The sequence below is a fragment of the Gordonibacter sp. RACS_AR68 genome (assembly GCF_030418485.1).
GTDB lineage: Bacteria > Actinomycetota > Coriobacteriia > Coriobacteriales > Eggerthellaceae > Gordonibacter > Gordonibacter urolithinfaciens.
Window position 1 is genome coordinate 394,690 of sequence record NZ_JAIPUP010000001.1, and the last position, 18,347, is coordinate 413,036.

Sequence of the window (18,347 nt, forward strand, 5' to 3'; positions counted from 1 at the left end):
TAATCTGAAGTGTTTCACGTGAAACATTACGAAGTCGATGCTATCAATTCCTCGAACAGCTTCTCTAATTCCTCTTCGTCCTTGAACTCGATCTCTATCTTGTTCTTACCCTGCACGGTTTTCACCCGGACGTTCGTGTGCAGTACATCCCTAAGCGCTTTCGCCACGGTCTTAAACGATTTCGGCGTCGGTTGGCGCGTTTGGGCCGATTCTGGGCTCTTCTTGCCGGCAAGCAGGCGTGCAATTGCCTCCGTTTCCCTCACCGACAGCTTTTCTTCCACTAGCTTCTGGGTTAGCTTCAGTCTTCCTTCCTTCGAAGGGATGGACAGGATTGCACGCGCATGACCTGCCGTGATCTTCTCCTCGAACAGCAATTGCTGGGCCTCTTCTGGCAATTCCAGAAGACGCAGCGCATTGGCGACCGTCGACCGTCCTTTCGACATTGCCTGGGCGACTTCCGACTGCGTGAGGTTGCGTCGCTCCATCATTCGACGGTAACCATACGCCTCCTCGATGGGATTCAAATCCGAACGCTGGATATTCTCCACCAAAGCCAACTCGAGCGCCATATCATCATCCGCTTCCTTGATGCGGATAGGAACGGTTTTCATGCCGATCGAACGACATGCCTGCCATCGACGCTCTCCAGCGATGATCTGGTACTTATGAGAACCGACCGGCCTTACGAGAATAGGTTGCAGTAGACCGTCTTTTTGGATAGAGGTCGCAAGCTCCTCGATTTCCTCTTGCTTGAAGTTCGTTCGTGGCTGATCGGGATTCGGCGATATTGATTCGAGCGGCACTTCGTCGGTTCGGCGCTGCACCACGCTCTTAATGGTCACATGGTCCTCGTCCTTGATGAAATTATCTGCAGATACGCCTTTATCCTGCGGCACAAGTGGGGGAGCTGGCGCCTCGGCAGATACCGGTGCCGAAAACGCGCGCTTTATCGGCTCGTCAAGCTCCTCTGCCTCGATAACAACCCGAGGTGCCGGTTTTGCCGGCTCCGGAGGAACCGCTTCCTCGTAAGAGCCACCCAACAATGAGTTCAGACCGCGTCCCAATCCGCTTTTCGTCGATTTAGCCACGGTTTATCACCTCCTTTGCAAGATCAACGTACGATTGGGCGCCTTTACCAGACGGATCGTACTGTGTTATCGGTTGCCCGAAGCTTGGAGCCTCGGAAAGCTTAACGGTACGCGGAATGAGCGTATCGAAAACAATTTTGCCGAAATAATTGCGCACTTCTTCGACAACCTGCTTTGAAAGCGTGGTTCTGCCGTCGTACATCGTCAACAACACACCGAAGATATCCAATGACGGATTAAGGCGTGTTTTGACACGTTTCATCGAATCGAGGAGTTTTGTCACACCTTCCAGTGCATAGAACTCGCATTGGATAGGAATGAGAAGCTTGTCAGCGGCCACGAGGGCATTTACGGTAAGCAAGCCAAGCGAGGGGGGACAGTCAATGAAAACATAATCGTATTTACCACGCAACGAGCCAACCGAGTCGCGCAGGCGGTTCTCACGAGCCATCTCGGCAACCAGCTCGACTTCCGCGCCGGCCAGGTTGATAGTGGCGGGAATAACGTCCAAACCTTCGCATACGTCGGGAATGATAACGTCCTCTACCGCTACATCATTCAAAAGCACATCGTAAACGCAATGCTCGACACGGCTTTTCTCGATACCGAGTCCGCTCGAAGAGTTGCCCTGGGGGTCGAGATCTACCAAGAGCACCTGCTTGCCCATTTCACCGAGCGCAGCAGATAAGTTGATCGCGGTCGTTGATTTCCCGACGCCGCCTTTCTGGTTGATGATCGCCATGACCTTCGTCTGGCCCACCACATGCTTTACCGGCGCTTTGTCCTTGAAAGACTTGATAGGTTTAAGGGGTATATCCTTTTCCACCTCGGGAACAACTTCACGTTCGACTACCTCGATATCCTCTATGATGATATCGTCCCCGTACGTCGTATTCTCGATAACGATGGGTTCTTCATTTGATTTGACAGTCTCAGCTGCTTTTCTATCACGTTTCAGACTATCGAACAGTCCCACAAAAGGCCCCCTTTCAAGAGCATTGAAGCTAGTATACCTTGTTTGTGTTTCACGTGAAACACAATAGCGGCGGATTGACAGGGTTCTTGCAAGATCCATGTAAGAACCCTGTCTGATAGGTGCAAGATTCAGCCGGCTGCCATGTTGTATTCCTGCAAGGTCCAAGCAACTGGGAGCCGGTTAAAATACGGTTCTCCGGCAAGGTTGCGGCGCTATGATCTGGATGACAACGTCGATCAACCTAAGAAGGTGCCAATGAAGCGTGCTGCGCGTACCCGCCTAGCTGAACGTGCCAGATACATGAGAAAGAATATGACCGAAGCGGAAAAGATACTTTGGTTTCGCTTCCTCCGTGAATATCCCATTCGATTCTCGAACCAAATTATCGTCGGTCCTTATATCGTCGATTTCTATTGCAGAAAAGTAAGGTTAAGCATAGAGCTCGATGGATCCCAACATTACGAGGAGGTCCACCGAAAATACGACGAGATACGAACTACTTACTTGGAAATGGAAGGAATCAAGGAATTACGTTTCCCGAACTCATATATTTGGGACCATTTCGAAGGAGTGTGCGAGACTATTCACCGAGAAGTCGAACGCCGGAGGAATGACCTTTCGTCTATCCCTCTTTCAGAAGTTCGAAACAAGCGATGATGTTTCACGTGAAACATCATCGCTTGTTGTCGTTCGAACACTCGAATGTTTCACGTGAAACATCCTTTGGTTAAAGAGGCTTCTTTTGGGCAAAACCGACATGACGGGGGAGCTTTAACTTAGAGCGGCCTGATTTCTCGAAGGTTATGATCCTTCGAGAAGTTTCGCCATCGCTTAACATGAGCGTTCTGTCAGAATACAGGCGCATACCAAGTTTCTCTTGCAACGACAGAGCATGCTCCCATTCTTCGTCTTGCACGTTTGCTTTATAACAGATCAGCAGCCCGCCGCTTATAAGCAACGGGCTTGCCAATTCCATGAGAACCGACAGCTTCGAAAGAGCGCGTGCAGTCAACGCTGCGAACGCGCGAGGGCGCTCGAGAGCCAGGTCTTCGATACGGCCACCATAGGTCGACACCTGCTCGGCTATCCCAAGCTCTGAAAGAACTGTACCGACAATAGCCATTTTCTTTTGAACGGAATCTACGAGAACGGTCTTCCTCCCTGATTCAAGTGCCAGAGGAACACCGGGAAATCCGCCACCGCTCCCAAGATCTCCGTACAAGCCTTCAGGAGCCTTCATCAACTCCTCCAGTCCGGCTAGCGAGTCTTCTATATGAAGTTTGCGCGCTTCTTCGAGCGATGAGATACGCGTGAGATTCGTTTTTTCATTCGCTTCAAGGATCTTCTCCAAATAGAGATCGATGAGTGCTTCGTGCTGCATGGGCAATCCTTCGATACGAGGCGAGTTTTCACCACAAGTGTACCATCACGCAGAATGTTTCACGTGAAACATCGCCTATAAAAAAGCCTCCTATTGGGAGGCTTTCAATTAACAAGGGAGGATCACAACGTGTCGGGCGCTTCCTTCACCTTCTGACGCGGTTTCCACGCGATCATCGTCTCGAAGCGTGATATGAACGATACGTCGCTCGTAAGGCGTCATTGGACGGAGCTTGATGCTACGGTTCTGGCTGGCTGCGCGGTTGGCGGATGAACGGGCAATGGATTCCAGCTTTTCACGCTGACGCCCCTTATAACCCTCGATATCGACAACGACCGGATAGCGATACCCTATCGTGCGCACCGTGATGGCAGATACCAGGAATTGCAGGGCGTCGAGCGTTTTTCCATGGCGACCGATAAGCACCGCAAGATCGTCACCTGTGATATCGAGAATAAGCTCACCCTCATCGCCCTCGTACTCATCGATCGTCACTTCGCCGACGTTGAAGTACTTGAGGATATCCTGCAGCGCCGCAATGGCCGTGTCGGCAATGCGATCGAGCTCCTCGTCGGTCAGATCAACCGGCTCCTCCACAGTTTCCCCAGCGCTCTGCTTCTCTTCGACAATTTCATCAGCCATGGCAGACTCCTTCAATAGGCAATCCAAATGAGGCGGGGAGAAACCGATCTTCCGAGCCCCATTGTTTCACGTGAAACAATCGGTGCGAAGCCTAGCGCTTCTTCGTCGGACGAGGCTTCTTAACCTTGCGCGTGACGTCGACCTCGATCGGCTTCACCTCGATGGTCTCGGCAGCCTCCGCGTCGCGCTTCTTCATGATGCGCATGGAGATCTGTTGCTGGCCGAGGCCGATAAGCGAGGAAGCACCCCAGAACAGCAGAACACCAGCCGGAGAGCCCCAGCTGATCCACAGCATGAACACGCTCATGACCGCGGACATGATCACCATCTGCTTGCGCTGCGCGTTGTCCTTGTTGTTCATCTGCTGCAGAACCATCGGGAGGAACGTGGCGCCAGCGAACACCACCATGAGGATCAAATAGGGAACAAATGTTCCAAAACCCTGTGCAAACGCCTCGGACGGCCGCTCGACAAGGCTGGGTACCAGGTTGTAGAACTCGTACGTGGAGCCCTCGGTACGGGCCCCCATCTCGGAGAGCACTTGGAACAGGGCCATGAAGATAGGCATCTGAAGGAGCATGGGCAGGCAGCCCGCCAGGGGATTGAACTTCACCTCGGCATAGAGCTTCTGCATCTCCTCCTGCTGCCGTTGCGGGTCGTCGGCATACTTCGTCTGGATTTCCTTCATCAGAGGCTGGACCTTCTGCATCTGGAAAGAAGACTTCGTCTGCTTGTGCATGAGCGGCGAGATCAGCACGCGGAAGATGACCGTTACGATGATAATCGCCAGGCCCCAGTCCCCGCAGAAATTATAGAAGAACTGGATGATCTGGAATATCAGATCCTTAAATGCGTCCCACATGTAGCTTTTTCCTTCCTATATACCAAAGAAGCCGCACGATCCTCCCGGTCAAGGGACGGGATCGTATCCGTGAGGGCCTCCCGGACGGCATCGTAGAATCCGCTTCACCGTCAGCTTCAGCCCCTTCCAGAACCCGTAGCGCCGAAACGCGATGATCCCGTATTCAGAGCAAGTTGGCGTGAAACGGCAGCACGAGGGAAAAAGCGGAGAGATGGCTGCGCGGTAGAACGTGATCATAAACACCGCGGTCTTGCAGGGCAGGTGTTTTATGAAATCGGAGATCGTCCCCATCGCGTGAACCTCATCGCACCCCGGCTCGCTTCAACGTATCGTCACATGCTGCTAGCACTTTACTATAAGACGCCCGCACGATGTTCGACTTTGCGAGGAAAATCACATCGTAGCCCCTCCAAGGGCCGCCAAGTTCGCGACATATCGCCCTCATGCGCCGTTTGGCGCCGTTCCTCCACACTGCATTGCCCAGTTTCTTCCCAGCAATAAAAGCAGCACGACCGGATGGGTCGTGCTGCTTTTCGTTGCGTACCACGATGAACGTGAGGTAGGGCGTGTGCAAACGCTTGCCGTGGGTAAACAGGGACGATATCTCCGCGTTGGATTTTATGGTCTCCAACCCAGAACCCCTGGCTACACGCAGAGGCGCTTGCGTCCCTTGGCGCGACGAGCAGACAGGACGGCGCGGCCACCCTTCGTCGACATGCGGGCACGGAAGCCGTGGCACTTGGCGCGCTTGCGCGTGTTAGGTTGATACGTGCGCTTCATGGTCATTTCCCTTTCGATACTTTCAAGAGCAACTTCCAAAGTATATATCATGTTGCCGGGCCGTCAAGCGTTTTTCCTCGAAGCAGCGGCAATAAATCGAAGGATGAGTCGTTCGGAGACAAGGAAACGGGGGGATTCGTCATACACGTTTTCCACTTAAGGAAAGAACACCTGTTCACCTCCATACCGTTTTCATAACTCTCTTGAGGGGAAAACCTATGGTAGAGCGCCTGCCACGGCTTTTTCCCAACATAACCAATCAGGATTAATGCTCGAAGTGAGCGATAAATTGTGGAAAATGGGGAAAACTACGATTTCATTCGGCGGCCTTTGTGGAAATCTCTAACGACAGCCGTTTGTCAAGGGTGTGTTTAAAAGGAATTTACAAAGGCCCTATCAGCCATTTTGGATTCCACTCTTAATGAACACGCTTTTGATCTGGTATTTCTCACCGATCCACCATACAAATTATTTTCAGAGGTTACCGTATCGCAATGTTCCTTACACCGAATCGACACCATTTGCATGGGTAGATGAATCCTATCTGGGGAAACCCTTTCCTCTTGCAAGTCAATGAAAATTTCAACAATTCAGGCGCTTTTCAACGTTTTCCAGAATTCTCCATTCAGTCTTGTTCATGGTTTTCCACTTTTTCTGAATAAAATGTTGAAAACTCTGAAAAACCCTCTTCGTTACTGCTTTCATTTTCATTCGATAGTGAATGAAAGCAAATTCAATCCATGAATTCCGCAGGTGAATAGATTCACGCATAAAAAAAAGGTACAATGCCGTTGAATGTCTTTGAAAAATGTTGAATATCGAATCTGAAAAACGGAATACCATTGAACGACCAGATTGAACATTCAAACCAAGGCAATGAACCCGCTGATGGCAACGCCGGTGCGTTCGACTATACCTATGTGCAGACCGTTGCGCGCATAGCTCAGTACGATGATCTCCGCAGCGCGCCGCGTATCACCGAGATCCAGCCGGCACCCACGGCGGACTTCATCGAGCACCTTGCCTCGAAAATCTACGAACAGGCGAAGATGGCGGGCGGTACGATTCCCTATACCGTCATCCGCGAGGTGTCGGAAAACTTCATCCATGCACGGTTCGCCGAGATCATCGTCTCCATCCTTGACGAGGGGAACACCATCAGGTTCGCCGACCAAGGTCCGGGGATCATGATGAAAGACAAGGCGCAGCTGCCCGGCTTCACATCGGCCGTCGAGCCGATGAAACACTATATCCGCGGTGTCGGATCGGGCCTGCCCATCGTGAAGGAGTACCTGGACTTCTCGCACGGCACCATCTCGATCGAAGATAACCTCGGTACTGGCGCAGTGGTCACCATCAGCCTGAAAAGCAATGAGGAACCGGCGGCCTACGTATCGGAATCACCCTATGACCAGCGTAGACCTGCCAATAGCGGAAGAGGGTACGCTCCGCAGCCGGCAATGCCGCCGCTTCCGCCGCTATCGCAGCGCGAGCGCGACTTCCTGCCCATCTTCTTGAGCGAGGGTGCACTGGGCGTCACCGACCTAGCCCGGCTCACCGGAGTGCCCCAGTCGAGCACGTACGTAACCCTCTCGAAGCTGGAAGAGGCCGGCCTTATAGAGAAGACCGCCGGGCAGAAGCGCATTCTGACCGATCTGGGCTTCCACGTGGCGAATTCGCTATAATCGCCACGAAGGGACGGGCACCCGCCGTCGCAGGACGCAACAGGGCGGCATCCGTTCTACCGTAAGTAAAACCTCCTCAAGAGGGGAATAACCATGGAAAGCGAAAAGCTCGAGCAGGTCTGGCGCGCAGTTTGCGATCAGGTCAAAAGCTACAACAACATAGACCCTTCGCAGATCAATGCCTTCTTCTCGCGGCTGCAGCCCCAGGCGATGAGCGAGGATTTCCTCATGCTCACAGCCGACAACGACTTTATCAAGACATGGATCGAGCGGCACTACGTCGACTTCATCAAGCAGGCGCTCATGGATTTGTACCGCACGGCGTTCACCGTGCTCATCGAGGTGGATATCGCAGCGGAGGCGGCAGGAGCGGCCCAGGGCACAGTTGCCTCGGCGCCGGCCGCGCCTTCGTCGGCGACGATAGCGCCGGCAGGGGCACCGGCCGCTGCTGCAGAAGGAGCACCTGCAGGCGTCGGCGGCTACACGGCAGGGGCGCCTACGGCCTCCCAACCCCCCTCCCAGCAGACGGCGGCCGAACAATCGCCCATCGCCTCCCAGATCGCCGACGCTTACGAGCCGGTCGGCGACGATGCCCTGGGAGACGTCTACCAAGACGAAGATGAGCCGGGCGGACCCGATAGGCCCACGTCCACGCTCACATTCGAGAACTTTGTCATCGGCGACTCTAACCGCATGGCTTACTCCATGGCCGTGGCCGTGGCCGAGATGCCGGGCAAGGCGCACCTGAACCCCTTGTTCATCTATGGCAAGTCGGGCCTCGGAAAGACCCACTTGCTGCGCGCCATCCAGAACTATGTGCATGAGGCCATGCCCAACCTCTCTACCATCTACGTGGACTCGGCCGAGCTGCTCTCTGATTACATGGAAGCCAGTGCTGCGCACGACAAGGAGAAATCCAGCTACAAGAACTTCAAGACGCGCTACGAGGAAGCCGACGTGCTGCTCATCGACGACGTGCAGTACCTGCAGGGCAAGAAGCAGACGCTCGATATCGTGTTCCAGATATTCAACAAGCTCACCGGCCAAGGACGCCAGGTGGTGCTCTCGGCCGACCGCGCGCCGAAGAACATCGACATCGACGAGCGCTACAAGAGCCGCTTCAACTCCGGCGGCACGTTCGATATTCAACCGCCGGAGATAGAGACGAAGCTCGGCATCGTGAAGAGTTTCGTGGACGAGTACCGAGCCACCGAGGGAAAAGCCAGCTTCTCCATCCCCGACGATATACAGATGTATATCGCGGAGAGCTCCAGCTCGAACATCCGCGAGTTGAAGAGCGCCGTGACGAAGGTGATCTACCAGATGACGTTCTTCAACCAGCCCGACCTGAGCCTGGACGATGTGCGCAGCCTGTTGGAGAACCACTTCTCAGGCGGACCGTCGAAGCGGCTGACCATCGCCGACATCCAGAAGGAAGTGGAGACGTTCTACAAGGTGAGTCACGCCGACCTGGTGGGAAAGAAGCGCACGCGCAACATCATCTACGCGCGGCAGATCGCCATCTACCTATCGCGGCAGATGCTCGACCTGCCGTTCAACGACATCGGCAAGAAGTTCAACCGCGACCACTCCACCGTCATGTACTCGGTGACGAACGTGGAGGAGAAGATGAAGGAGAGCCGCGAGCTGCGCGAGGAATTGGAAACCCTGAAGCAGCTCATCCGGGAAATATAAGCTTCAGCAGATGACGGGAAAACAAGGAGAGAAGTAAACCCCGCCGGATGTTTCACGTGAAACATCCTATTGGGCGGGCCGTGGCGGGCCTGATCGCACCTCCTGTGTTTCACGTGAAACACGCTCGATTCGACCGAACGCGCATTTCCGTTCGACGGCACCGCTGTGCTGTTTCACGTGAAACACAGGCAACTCGTCCGCACGGCATTCAAGCTCAAGGCTGACGTTGCATGCGAAGCCTTCGCTATTGGAAGTTTTTCCGAGCACCGCAAGATCCGCGGATTGGCATAGAGCGAACGATCGTTCGGCGGAAACATGACTGAAAGATGACTGGCAACTTGGTGAAAACCACCGGTTTGCTTGGGAAAGATAATGAAAGCGATAAAAGATGTTGAGGGAGGGTACGTGTCCTCCACGGCGGAAACAGCAATAAAAAGGGATGTTGAAGAGGGATGATGCAAGTTATCCACAAATCCACCGTCCTTATTATTATCATTATTAAAAACTCAGATAAATTAAAGGAAGACCTTTAGAGAAAAGAATCGCGGCGTACCCGCCGCAGCCGGACAAAACCGTGAGGCAAAATAACCGGGAGAATTTATAATGGCAGCGTAACATGACGTGATGTTTGCCATACTGGGTGGAACTGCGCACGCGCATAGGTGAGAGAAAGGGAACGCCTTGAAATTCAGCATCAACCAATCGGAACTTCAGAACGCCTTGAGCGTGGTGCTCAAGGGCGTGGCCACGCGATCGACGCTTCCCATCCTCTCCGGCGTGTTCCTCGAGGCGGACAACGACTCCCTCACGCTGCAAACCACGGACCTCGAGCTGTCCGTGCAGTACACGGTTGCCGCCCTCGTGGAGCAGCCCGGCCGCGCCGTCGTGCCCGGCAAGCTGTTCGCCGATATCGTGAAGAACCTTCCCGACGCGGCCGTGCATGTGGAGGCCGACGAGGAGAACGCCGTCATCACCTGCGACACGGCCTCTTTCTCCATCAAGGCGCTCAATCCCGACGACTTCCCCGGATTTCCGCATGTCGACGTGACCCAGCGCGTGGATATCCCGTTCGCCCAGTTCTCGTCCATGGTTCGTCGCGTGGCCCGGGTGGTTTCGAAGGACGAGAGCCGGGCCATCCTCACCGGTGTGCTTATCACCATCGAAGACGGGCGCCTGAAGATGGTGGCCACCGACTCGTACCGCCTGGCCATCACCGAGGCCGAGCTGCCCGAGTACGCGGGCGAGGAGTTTCAGGCCGTCATCGCAGGCACGTTCCTGCAGGATATCGCCGCGCTGCCGAAGACCGACGGACCCGTTTCGTTCGCGCTGGCCGAGAACCAGATCGTCGTGACCTACCAGGACACGGTGTTCGTGAACCGCCGCATAGAGGGAAACTTCCCGAACTACCGCCAGCTGCTGCCCGATTCCCACACTACCCGCGTGAGCATGCCCGTGGAACACCTCGTGGCGGGCGTGAAACGCGCGTCGCTGCTCGGCCAGTCCTCCTCGCCCGTGCGCTTCGACATTAACATCGCCTCGCAGACCACGCAGCTGTCGTCCGTGGCCCAGGACGTGGGCTCGGCGCAGGAGACCATCGCGTGCTCCGGAGAGGGCGAGGACGTGGAGATAGCCTTCAACTACGCGTACCTGCTCGACGGCCTTGCCGCCGTGGGAACCGACGAGGTGTTCCTGGAGGTGCAGTCGTCGCTCAAGCCGGGCATCTTCAAGGCAGCCGAGCCGGAGAACTTCCTGTACCTCGTCATGCCGGTACGCATCGCCTAGGCGCATCCGCACCCTCTGCATCCCATGGACCTGCGTATCGAACGCATAGCGTTTCGCAACTTCAGGAACTACGAGACCTTCGAATTGTCAGCCTTGGGGCCGCTGACGGTGCTCGTGGGCCCGAATGCCGTGGGAAAGACGAATGTGGTGGAGGGCATCCAGCTCCTCACGGCGCTGCAGTCGTTTCGCCGCCCCTCCCTCGAGCAGATAGTGCGCCAGGGCGCCGATTTCGCGCGCCTTGACGCGGACGTGACCGACGGCAGCCGCGAGCTCGCGCTGTCGCTCCAAGTGAGCGAGGGGAAGAAGCGCTATCTTCTGAACGGGAAGGGCAAGCGAACAGCCGATCTCAAGGGGCTTGTGCCCTCCGTGACGTTCGCACCCGACGATCTGGAGCTGGCGAAGGGAGCGCCTGCGGTCAAGCGCGCTGCGCTCGACGCGCTGGGCTCGCAGCTCTCGGCGAACCACTACGTCATAAAGAAGGACTACGAGAAGGTGGTGCGCTACAAGAACCGCCTGTTGAAAGACGACGCACCCCCCGAGCTCGTGGCGAGCATCGACGAGACGCTCGTGACGTGCGGAGCGCAACTGGCATGCTACCGCTCCGCGCTCGTGGAGAAGCTGGCGCCTCGCGTGGCCGACTACTACGCCGCCATCGCCGGCGGGCGCGAGGCGCTGATGATGGGCTACGTGCCGTCGTGGGAGCCCCACGATCCGGACCTCCCGGCCACGTTCGCCTTCGGGCGCGACGAGGCGCGCAAGCGGCTTCAGGCCGAGATCACCCGCCGACGCGACGAGGAACGTGCGCGCCGGCGCGCGCTCGTGGGCCCGCATGCGGACCACGTGGAGTTCTTCATCGCAGGGCGCAACGTGGCGCTCTACGGTAGCCAGGGCCAGCAGCGCTCCGTCGTGCTGGCATTCAAGCTGGCCGAAGCCGCGCTTATCCAGGAGATGCTGGGCCAGAAGCCGGTGCTGCTGCTGGACGACGTCATGAGCGAGCTCGACGAGGGCCGTCGCAACGCGCTCGTGTCGTTCATCGAGGGAGACATCCAGACGTTCATCACCACCGCTAACCTCGCCTACTTCGACGAGGACCTGCTCGCCCGTGCCCGCGTGGTGGAACTGCCGCTGGAAGGCGCGGCGGATCCGGGTGAGGCGGGCGCATCGGGCGCGGCTGGTGCGGACGCCGCGGGCGAGCGCAGCGCGGATCGGCGACACGCTGGGATCGGCCCTGCGGCGGCCGGCCTGTCAACGGGGGAGGGTGGACGATGAGGAAGCTCAAGGCGGACCTTGACCGGTTGAAAGCCATGTTGGAGGAGAAGAACCCCAGCGGCGCCGAGGCGCTGCGCTTCGCGGAGGTGAACGATCTGTGGAGGAATGCCGTCGGAGCCGTTTTCGGCGGTGATTCGGCGGATCTCGTGCTCGACCATACGAACAGCGTGTACGTGATGTCGGGCGAGCAGGGGGGCAACCTGCGGCGCTTCGACCGGCCGCGCAGCGAGACCCAAGGGTCCGTGGCGGGCAAGGTGCTGGCCGTGTACTGTGACGACAGCATGGTGCGCTCCGAGCTGGACAACCGCCAGGAGCTGCTGAAGATGAAGTTCAAGGAACAGGGCGAGGACGTGGAAGCGCTGCGGATACTGCCCTCCACCCGCGACATGAAGAACCGCCATCCCTTCCGCGAGGAGGCCGCTCGCCCCGGCGCGCCCGCCCGTTCCTTCGTGCGCCCGGTGCGCACGGCCCGCGCGTTGACGGAGGGCCAGCTGGCCGCCGTGCATCAGAGCGCCGACCAAGTGGAGGACCCAACCGTGCGCCGTGCCCTCTACCGAGCCCTGCTGGCGAGCGCCGCGCGCAGCGATGGGGACGCGGCGGACGCCGCCGCGTCCGCCCCCGGGTCGCCGACGGTGGGCGGGGGCCCGGGGGCGTCCGGCGGGAGCGCCAAGGGAGGGCGTCCCTCTGCGCCGCGCCGTTAGAGGCCTTTTGCGGCCAATCCCGTCCCAGGGGATGCGAAGCTTGCTCCTACAAGGTTCTGAACGACCGTTTCGACAAAATTACTACACATTCGTCCAATCTCCCCTCATACGGCTTCTCAAAGCCTTTAAAAGGCGTTGAAATTGTTGGTGCCGTACCGTGGTTATGGTACAATTTTCCAGTTGCCGTCCCGCCATCCGACCGCCGCAATGCGGCCTCGGTTGAAACGGCCCCGCGACGGCTGCGCCGCCCGCGCCCGTCGCGCGCGGGACCGCGGCGCGTCCTCACGAAAAACGCACTGAAAAAGGAGCATGTCAGTGGCAAACAAACCTGACCATTACGACGGTTCCGACATCCAGGTCCTCGAGGGCCTGGAGGCGGTCCGCAAGCGTCCGGGCATGTACATCGGCTCGACGGGCCCGCGCGGCCTACACCATCTGGTGTACGAGGTCGTGGACAACGCAGTCGACGAGGCGCTCGCCGGCTACTGCGACACCATCGAGGTGTGGATCCACCCCGACAACTCCATCACGGTCGACGACAACGGCCGCGGCATCCCCGTGGACAAGCACCCCAAGGAGAAGATCCCCACGGTGGAGGTCGTCCTCACCATCCTGCATGCCGGCGGCAAGTTCGGCGGCGAGGGCTACAAGGTGTCCGGCGGCCTGCACGGCGTGGGCGTGTCCGTGGTGAATGCGCTGTCCTCGCGCGTGGAGGTGAGCGTGTTCAAGGAGGGGGTGCAGTACGATATCTCCTTCGACCACGGCAAGACGGCCGAGAAGCTGCGCGAAGTGGGCAAGGTCAAGCGCGGCAACGGCACCACGGTGACGTTCTGGCCCGACCCCACCATCTTCACCGATACCACGGTGTACGATTACGACACGCTGGCCAGCCGTTTCCGCGAGATGGCGTTCCTGAACAAGGGGCTGAAGATCATCCTGCACGACGAGCGCGCGAACCCCGGCAGCACGCTGTCCGACCTCGCGCCCGAGCCGCGCACCGAGGTGTTCCAGTATGCCGGCGGCATCGTGGACTTCGTGAAGTTCCTGAACGAGGGCAAGGAGACGCTGAACAAGCCCATCTACTTCGAGGCCGAGAACGATGACGGCACGGTGGAGGTGGCCATGCAGTGGTCGTCGTCCTATTCCACGAACTCCGTCATGGCCTTCGCGAACAACATCAACACGCACGAGGGCGGCACGCATCTCGACGGCTTCAAGCAGGCCGTCACGCGTACCATCAACGAGTACGCCCGCGCGAAGGGCATCCTCAAGGAGAAGGACTCCAACCTCTCCGGCGACGACACGCGCGAGGGCTGCGCGGCCATCATCTCGGTGAAGCTGCACGATCCGCAGTTCGAGGGCCAGACGAAGACGAAGCTCGGCAACACCGAGATCCGCCCGCTCGTGCAGAACGCCGTGACGCAGGGCCTCGCCGAATACTTGGAGGAGAACCCGAAGCCGGCCAAGCGCATCATCGACAAGGCCACGCAGGCCCTGAAGGCGCGCGAGGCCGCCCGCAAGGCACGCGAGATGACGCGCCGCAAGGGCGTGCTCGACTCGTTCGCGCTGCCGGGCAAGCTGGCCGACTGCTCGTCCAAGACCCCGGCCGACTCCGAGATATTCATCGTAGAGGGCGACTCCGCAGGCGGCTCGGCCAAGCAGGCCCGCGACCGCAAGACGCAGGCCATCCTGCCCCTGCGCGGCAAGATCCTCAACGTGGAGCGCGCGGGCCTTCACCGCTCGCTTTCCAGCGACACCATCAGCTCGCTCATCACGGCCATCGGCACGAACATCGGCGACGACTTCGACGCCGACCAGGCGCGCTACCACCGCATCATCATCATGACCGACGCCGACGTGGACGGCGCGCACATCCGCTGCCTGCTGCTCACGTTCTTCTACCGCTACATGCCGGAGCTCATCAACCGCGGCTACATCTACATCGCGCAGCCGCCCATCTTCGGCCTGAAGAAGAAGAACTCGCGCAGCCCCAAGATCGAGCGCTACATCTACGACGAGAGCGCGCTCGGCTCGGTGCTCGCGGAGTACGACAACCCGGATAAGTTCGACGTCCAGCGCTACAAGGGCCTTGGCGAGATGGACCCCGACCAGCTGTGGGAGACCACCATGGAGCCCGAGACGCGCACGCTTCTGCAGGTGAACATCGACGACGCCGCCGAGGCCGAGCGCGTGGTGAGCGAGCTCATGGGCGACCAGGTGGAGCCCCGCAAGGAGTTCATCCAGAAGCACGCCCGCGACGTCCGTTTCCTGGACATTTAAGGAGAATCTAAGTGGCAGACAACAACGATTCTTTCGACGAGTTCCTGAACCGCGCGGAGGAGGACTTCGACGCGGCGAACGGCGACGGGGAAGAGGACGACCTGGAAGGCGCCCTCGCCGATGCCGAGGATGCCGAGGAGGACGACGACGCCCCGCGCGGCCCCGGCTCGGTGATCTCCGACGAGATGCGCGCGAAGGCGCTCATCAAGGACGACCTGCCGAACGCCCATGGCGAGATCGTGGAGGGCGCCAACGGCGGCAACGGCACCATCGTGCGCACGGCGTATCTGGGCAAGGAGATGCAGACGTCGTTCCTGGAATACTCCATGAGCGTCATCGTCGCCCGCGCCCTGCCGGACGTGCGCGACGGCCTGAAGCCGGTCCATCGCCGCATCCTCTACGCCATGAACGAGAGCGGCTACACGCCCTCGCGCCCGCACATGAAGTCGGCCCGTACCGTGGGCGACGTCATCGGCAAGTACCACCCGCACGGCGACTCGGCGGTGTACGACACCATGGTGCGCCTCGCGCAGCCGTTCTCCATGCGCGTGCCCCTGATCGACGGCCACGGCAACTTCGGATCCATCGACGGCGACGGCGCGGCCGCCATGCGCTATACCGAGGCGCGCCTCGACAAGGCGGCCATGGAGTTACTTTCCGACCTCGACAAGGAGACGGTCGATTTCCAGCCGAACTACGACGAGAGCTTGGAAGAGCCCGTCGTGCTGCCGGCCCGCTTCCCGAACCTGCTGGTGAACGGCTCGCAGGGCATCGCCGTGGGCATGGCCACGAACATTCCGCCGCACAACCTGCGCGAGACCATCGACGCCACGTGCCTCATGCTCGACAACCCCGACGTCACCACCGAGGAGCTCATGAAGGCGCTCCCCGGCCCCGACTTCCCCACGGGCGGCATCATCATGGGCAAGAAGGGTATCATCGACGCCTACGAGACGGGCCGCGGCTCGCTCACCGTGCGCGCCCGCTGCGAGGTGGAGGAGAAGAAGAACGGCCGCAGCTCCATCATCGTGAAGGAAATCCCCTACATGGTGAACCGCCAGCGCCTGCTGGAGAAGCTCGGCGAGCTCGTGCGTGACAAGAAGCTGCCCGAGATATCGAACATCCACGACGGCGCCGACCGCCACGGCATCGATATCATCATCGACCTCAAGCAGAACGCCATACCCCAAGTGGTGCTCAACAAGCTGTACAAGCACACGCAGCTGCAGGTGGGCTTCGGCGCCATCATGCTGTCGCTCGTGGACGGCGTGCCGCGCGTGCTCTCGCTCAAGGAGATGCTGCACTACTACATCGCGCACCAGGAAGACGTCATCGTGCGCCGGACGCGCTACGAGCTGGCGAAGGCCGAGGAGCGCGCGCATATCCTCGAGGGCTTGGTGGTCGCGCTCGACAACATCGACGAGGTCATCAGCATCATCCGCTCCTCGCAGACCGACGCCGAGGCTGCTTCCCGCCTCACCGAGCGCTTCGGCCTGTCGAAGAAGCAGACCGACGCCATCCTGGAGATGAAGCTGCGCCGCCTGACCGGCCTGGAGCGCGGCAAGATCGAGGACGAGCTGGCCGCCCTGCGCGAGAAGATCGACTACTACAAGCGCGTCCTGGGCGACATGATGCTCGTGCGCCAGATCATCAAGGACGAGCTGCAGGAGATCAAGAAGAAGTTCGGCACGCCGCGCAAGACGCTGCTCTCGGCCGACGCCAAGGACATCGACGTGGAGGACCTCATCGCCGACGAGAACATGGTGGTGACGGTGACGAAGGCCGGCTACGTGAAGCGCCTGCCCGTGGCCACGTACCGACAGCAGAAGCGCGGCGGCAAGGGCATGCAGGGCGTGAACCTGAAGGACAACGACTACGTGGAGCACCTGTTCGTGGCGTCGACCCATGCCTACATGCTGTTCTTCTCCACGGCCGGCAAGGTGTACCGCCTGAAAGTGTACGAACTGCCCGAGGCGTCGCGCCATGCGCGCGGCACGGCCATCGTGAACCTGCTGCCGCTGGCGAAGGGGGAGACCATCTCCGCCGTCATCGCCACGAAGGACTTCCCATCCGACGAGTTCCTCATGTTCGCCACGTCTCATGGCATGGTGAAGAAGACGTCCATGGAGCTGTACGACCGCACGCGCCGCGACGGCCTCATCGCCATCAACCTGAAGGACAATGACGAGCTTATCTCGGTGAAGCGCGTCGCTCCCGGCGAGAAGGTCATCATGGTGTCGAGCGCCGGAAAGGCCATCAAGTGGGACGAGGGCGAGGTGCGCGGCATGGGTCGCGACACCATGGGCGTCCGCGGCATGAACGTGCCGCCCATCGCCCGCGTGCTGGGCATGGAGATAGCCAAGCCCGGCACCGAGCTGTTCGTCATCACCGAGAAGGGCTTCGGCAAGCGCACCCCGGTGAGCGACTACCCCGACCACCATCGCGGCGGCCAGGGCGTGTTCACCATCACGATGACGGAGAAGAAGGGCCTCTTGGCCGCCATGAAGATCGTGGCGCCCGACGAGGAGATCATGATCATGTCCGAGGAGGGCGTGGTCGTGCGCACCCCAGTGTCCGGCATCTCCGAGCTCGGCCGCTCCACGCAGGGCGTCTGCGTGATGAAGGTGGGCGACGGCGACCGCGTGACGGCTGTGGCCATCTCGAGCCGCGCCAAGAAGAAGCGCCCCGCCGGCGAGAAGCCCGGAGCCGAGGACGAGTCGCAGATCGACCTTCTGGAAGAGGAGTCCGAGGAAGGCGACCTCGCCGAGAACGAGATCGACGAGGCTTAAAGCCGAACGATCGAGCTTCCGGCGATCTGCAGCCGCGCTCTCCGCGCTTGCAGGCGCCGACCCGACTGACGGGCCCGAAAGGGCCCGTCAGTCGTACTTGCCCGACAGTTTCCTCCGTTGCTCGATTACGCTGTCGCTCCCGTTCCTCTTTCCCTTGGCCATCCTCTCCCTTCCAAATCGTTTTTTCATTCCTTTTATCGGTTCGTCCTCCTAATAACGCGATTCAATTTTCGAGTATTCGCTATCTGTTCATAATCTAGCTCGCGACCCATATTTTCATCTGTTTTGTTTCTTCGCTCGTTTCCTCGATCCTCTTTTCGCTTGAGAGGCTCCTCGCTGATCCAGTCTCGATTTCTCGTTCCCCGCCTCACTTTCGTCTTCTGGCGAAATGTTTCACGTGAAACATTTGGTTATTAA

At 58.9% G+C, this 18,347-nt stretch carries 16 protein-coding genes; 8 read left to right on the plus strand and 8 right to left on the minus strand.

All coding sequences use genetic code 11. The features are described from left to right. Nucleotides 1–26 precede the first annotated feature (26 nt). Together K9U15_RS01650 and K9U15_RS01655 are read right to left on the minus strand one after the other, a co-directional pair. Entirely contained in the window at nucleotides 27–1,088 is a 1,062-nt protein-coding gene (locus tag K9U15_RS01650) for a ParB/RepB/Spo0J family partition protein (RefSeq protein ID WP_301155510.1), read from the minus strand. After that, nucleotides 1,081–1,962: a ParA family protein gene (locus K9U15_RS01655; protein ID WP_367316868.1), complete on the minus strand. Its 882-nt coding sequence runs from the start codon at nucleotides 1,960–1,962 to the stop codon at nucleotides 1,081–1,083. Before K9U15_RS01655 ends, K9U15_RS01650 begins: the two co-directional genes overlap by 8 nt. Before the next feature lie 357 nt (nucleotides 1,963–2,319). On the opposite strand from K9U15_RS01655, the gene K9U15_RS01660 reads away from it, so the two are divergent. Beyond that, nucleotides 2,320–2,721 (plus strand): endonuclease domain-containing protein, encoded by a 402-nt coding sequence (locus tag K9U15_RS01660; RefSeq protein ID WP_301155511.1) that lies wholly within the window; start codon nucleotides 2,320–2,322, stop codon nucleotides 2,719–2,721. A gap of 70 nt (nucleotides 2,722–2,791) precedes the next feature. Here the strand turns inward: K9U15_RS01660 and rsmG are convergent, their stop codons facing one another. From rsmG to rpmH, 6 genes are all read right to left on the minus strand, one after another. After that, nucleotides 2,792–3,445 carry a 16S rRNA (guanine(527)-N(7))-methyltransferase RsmG gene (gene rsmG / locus K9U15_RS01665; protein ID WP_157007074.1) on the minus strand — a complete coding sequence of 218 codons (654 nt, stop codon included), beginning with the start codon at nucleotides 3,443–3,445 and terminating at the stop codon, nucleotides 2,792–2,794. A gap of 108 nt (nucleotides 3,446–3,553) precedes the next feature. Further along, complete coding sequence (locus K9U15_RS01670; protein ID WP_301155512.1) at nucleotides 3,554–4,087, minus strand: R3H domain-containing nucleic acid-binding protein; 534 nt, start codon at nucleotides 4,085–4,087, stop codon at nucleotides 3,554–3,556. A gap of 91 nt (nucleotides 4,088–4,178) precedes the next feature. Beyond that, nucleotides 4,179–4,949, minus strand: coding sequence for a YidC/Oxa1 family membrane protein insertase (locus K9U15_RS01675; protein WP_096227515.1), 771 nt, complete (start codon nucleotides 4,947–4,949; stop codon nucleotides 4,179–4,181). 48 nt (nucleotides 4,950–4,997) lie between these two features. Next, nucleotides 4,998–5,231: a membrane protein insertion efficiency factor YidD gene (gene yidD / locus K9U15_RS01680; protein WP_096228620.1), complete on the minus strand. Its 234-nt coding sequence runs from the start codon at nucleotides 5,229–5,231 to the stop codon at nucleotides 4,998–5,000. 19 nt (nucleotides 5,232–5,250) lie between these two features. Next, nucleotides 5,251–5,580 carry a ribonuclease P protein component gene (gene rnpA, locus K9U15_RS01685; protein WP_123672957.1) on the minus strand — a complete coding sequence of 110 codons (330 nt, stop codon included), beginning with the start codon at nucleotides 5,578–5,580 and terminating at the stop codon, nucleotides 5,251–5,253. A gap of 14 nt (nucleotides 5,581–5,594) precedes the next feature. Further along, complete coding sequence (gene rpmH / locus K9U15_RS01690; protein ID WP_041239173.1) at nucleotides 5,595–5,729, minus strand: 50S ribosomal protein L34; 135 nt, start codon at nucleotides 5,727–5,729, stop codon at nucleotides 5,595–5,597. 842 nt (nucleotides 5,730–6,571) lie between these two features. Between rpmH and K9U15_RS01695 the strand changes: the two genes are divergently transcribed. The 7 genes from K9U15_RS01695 to gyrA all read left to right on the plus strand — a co-directional run bounded on the left by K9U15_RS01695 (nucleotide 6,572) and on the right by gyrA (nucleotide 17,930). Beyond that, nucleotides 6,572–7,414: an ATP-binding protein gene (locus K9U15_RS01695; protein ID WP_301155513.1), complete on the plus strand. Its 843-nt coding sequence runs from the start codon at nucleotides 6,572–6,574 to the stop codon at nucleotides 7,412–7,414. Nucleotides 7,415–7,507: 93 nt separating this feature from the next. Continuing rightward, on the plus strand, nucleotides 7,508–9,109 hold the full coding sequence (gene dnaA, locus K9U15_RS01700; RefSeq protein ID WP_301155514.1) for a chromosomal replication initiator protein DnaA: 1,602 nt from the start codon (nucleotides 7,508–7,510) through the stop codon (nucleotides 9,107–9,109). 681 nt (nucleotides 9,110–9,790) lie between these two features. Next, nucleotides 9,791–10,891, plus strand: a complete 1,101-nt coding sequence (gene dnaN / locus K9U15_RS01705; protein ID WP_096227512.1) for a DNA polymerase III subunit beta — start codon at nucleotides 9,791–9,793, stop codon at nucleotides 10,889–10,891. A 24-nt stretch (nucleotides 10,892–10,915) separates the two neighbouring features. Then, complete coding sequence (locus K9U15_RS01710) at nucleotides 10,916–12,160, plus strand: DNA replication/repair protein RecF (protein ID WP_301155515.1); 1,245 nt, start codon at nucleotides 10,916–10,918, stop codon at nucleotides 12,158–12,160. After that, a complete protein-coding gene (locus tag K9U15_RS01715; protein WP_301155516.1) occupies nucleotides 12,157–12,861 on the plus strand; it encodes a phosphoadenosine phosphosulfate sulfotransferase in 705 nt (234 codons plus the stop codon). The genes K9U15_RS01710 and K9U15_RS01715 overlap by 4 nt, the downstream gene beginning before the upstream one ends. A gap of 309 nt (nucleotides 12,862–13,170) precedes the next feature. After that, on the plus strand, nucleotides 13,171–15,141 hold the full coding sequence (gene gyrB / locus K9U15_RS01720; RefSeq protein WP_204244325.1) for a DNA topoisomerase (ATP-hydrolyzing) subunit B: 1,971 nt from the start codon (nucleotides 13,171–13,173) through the stop codon (nucleotides 15,139–15,141). 11 nt (nucleotides 15,142–15,152) lie between these two features. Then, nucleotides 15,153–17,930, plus strand: coding sequence for a DNA gyrase subunit A (gene gyrA / locus K9U15_RS01725; RefSeq protein WP_301155517.1), 2,778 nt, complete (start codon nucleotides 15,153–15,155; stop codon nucleotides 17,928–17,930). Nucleotides 17,931–18,347: the final 417 nt, after the last annotated feature.

Bases quoted from the DNA above. Each gene is read 5' to 3' on its own strand.
- K9U15_RS01710 (WP_301155515.1), top strand. From the start codon at position 10,916: ATGGACCTGCGTATCGAACGCATAGCGTTTCGCAACTTCAGGAACTAC.
- rsmG (WP_157007074.1), bottom strand. From the start codon at position 3,445: ATGCAGCACGAAGCACTCATCGATCTCTATTTGGAGAAGATCCTTGAA.
- K9U15_RS01660 (WP_301155511.1), top strand. From the start codon at position 2,320: ATGAAGCGTGCTGCGCGTACCCGCCTAGCTGAACGTGCCAGATACATG.
- K9U15_RS01715 (WP_301155516.1), top strand. From the start codon at position 12,157: ATGAGGAAGCTCAAGGCGGACCTTGACCGGTTGAAAGCCATGTTGGAG.
- rpmH (WP_041239173.1), bottom strand. From the start codon at position 5,729: ATGAAGCGCACGTATCAACCTAACACGCGCAAGCGCGCCAAGTGCCAC.
- gyrB (WP_204244325.1), top strand. From the start codon at position 13,171: ATGTCAGTGGCAAACAAACCTGACCATTACGACGGTTCCGACATCCAG.
- K9U15_RS01675 (WP_096227515.1), bottom strand. From the start codon at position 4,949: ATGTGGGACGCATTTAAGGATCTGATATTCCAGATCATCCAGTTCTTC.
- K9U15_RS01670 (WP_301155512.1), bottom strand. From the start codon at position 4,087: ATGGCTGATGAAATTGTCGAAGAGAAGCAGAGCGCTGGGGAAACTGTG.
- dnaA (WP_301155514.1), top strand. From the start codon at position 7,508: ATGGAAAGCGAAAAGCTCGAGCAGGTCTGGCGCGCAGTTTGCGATCAG.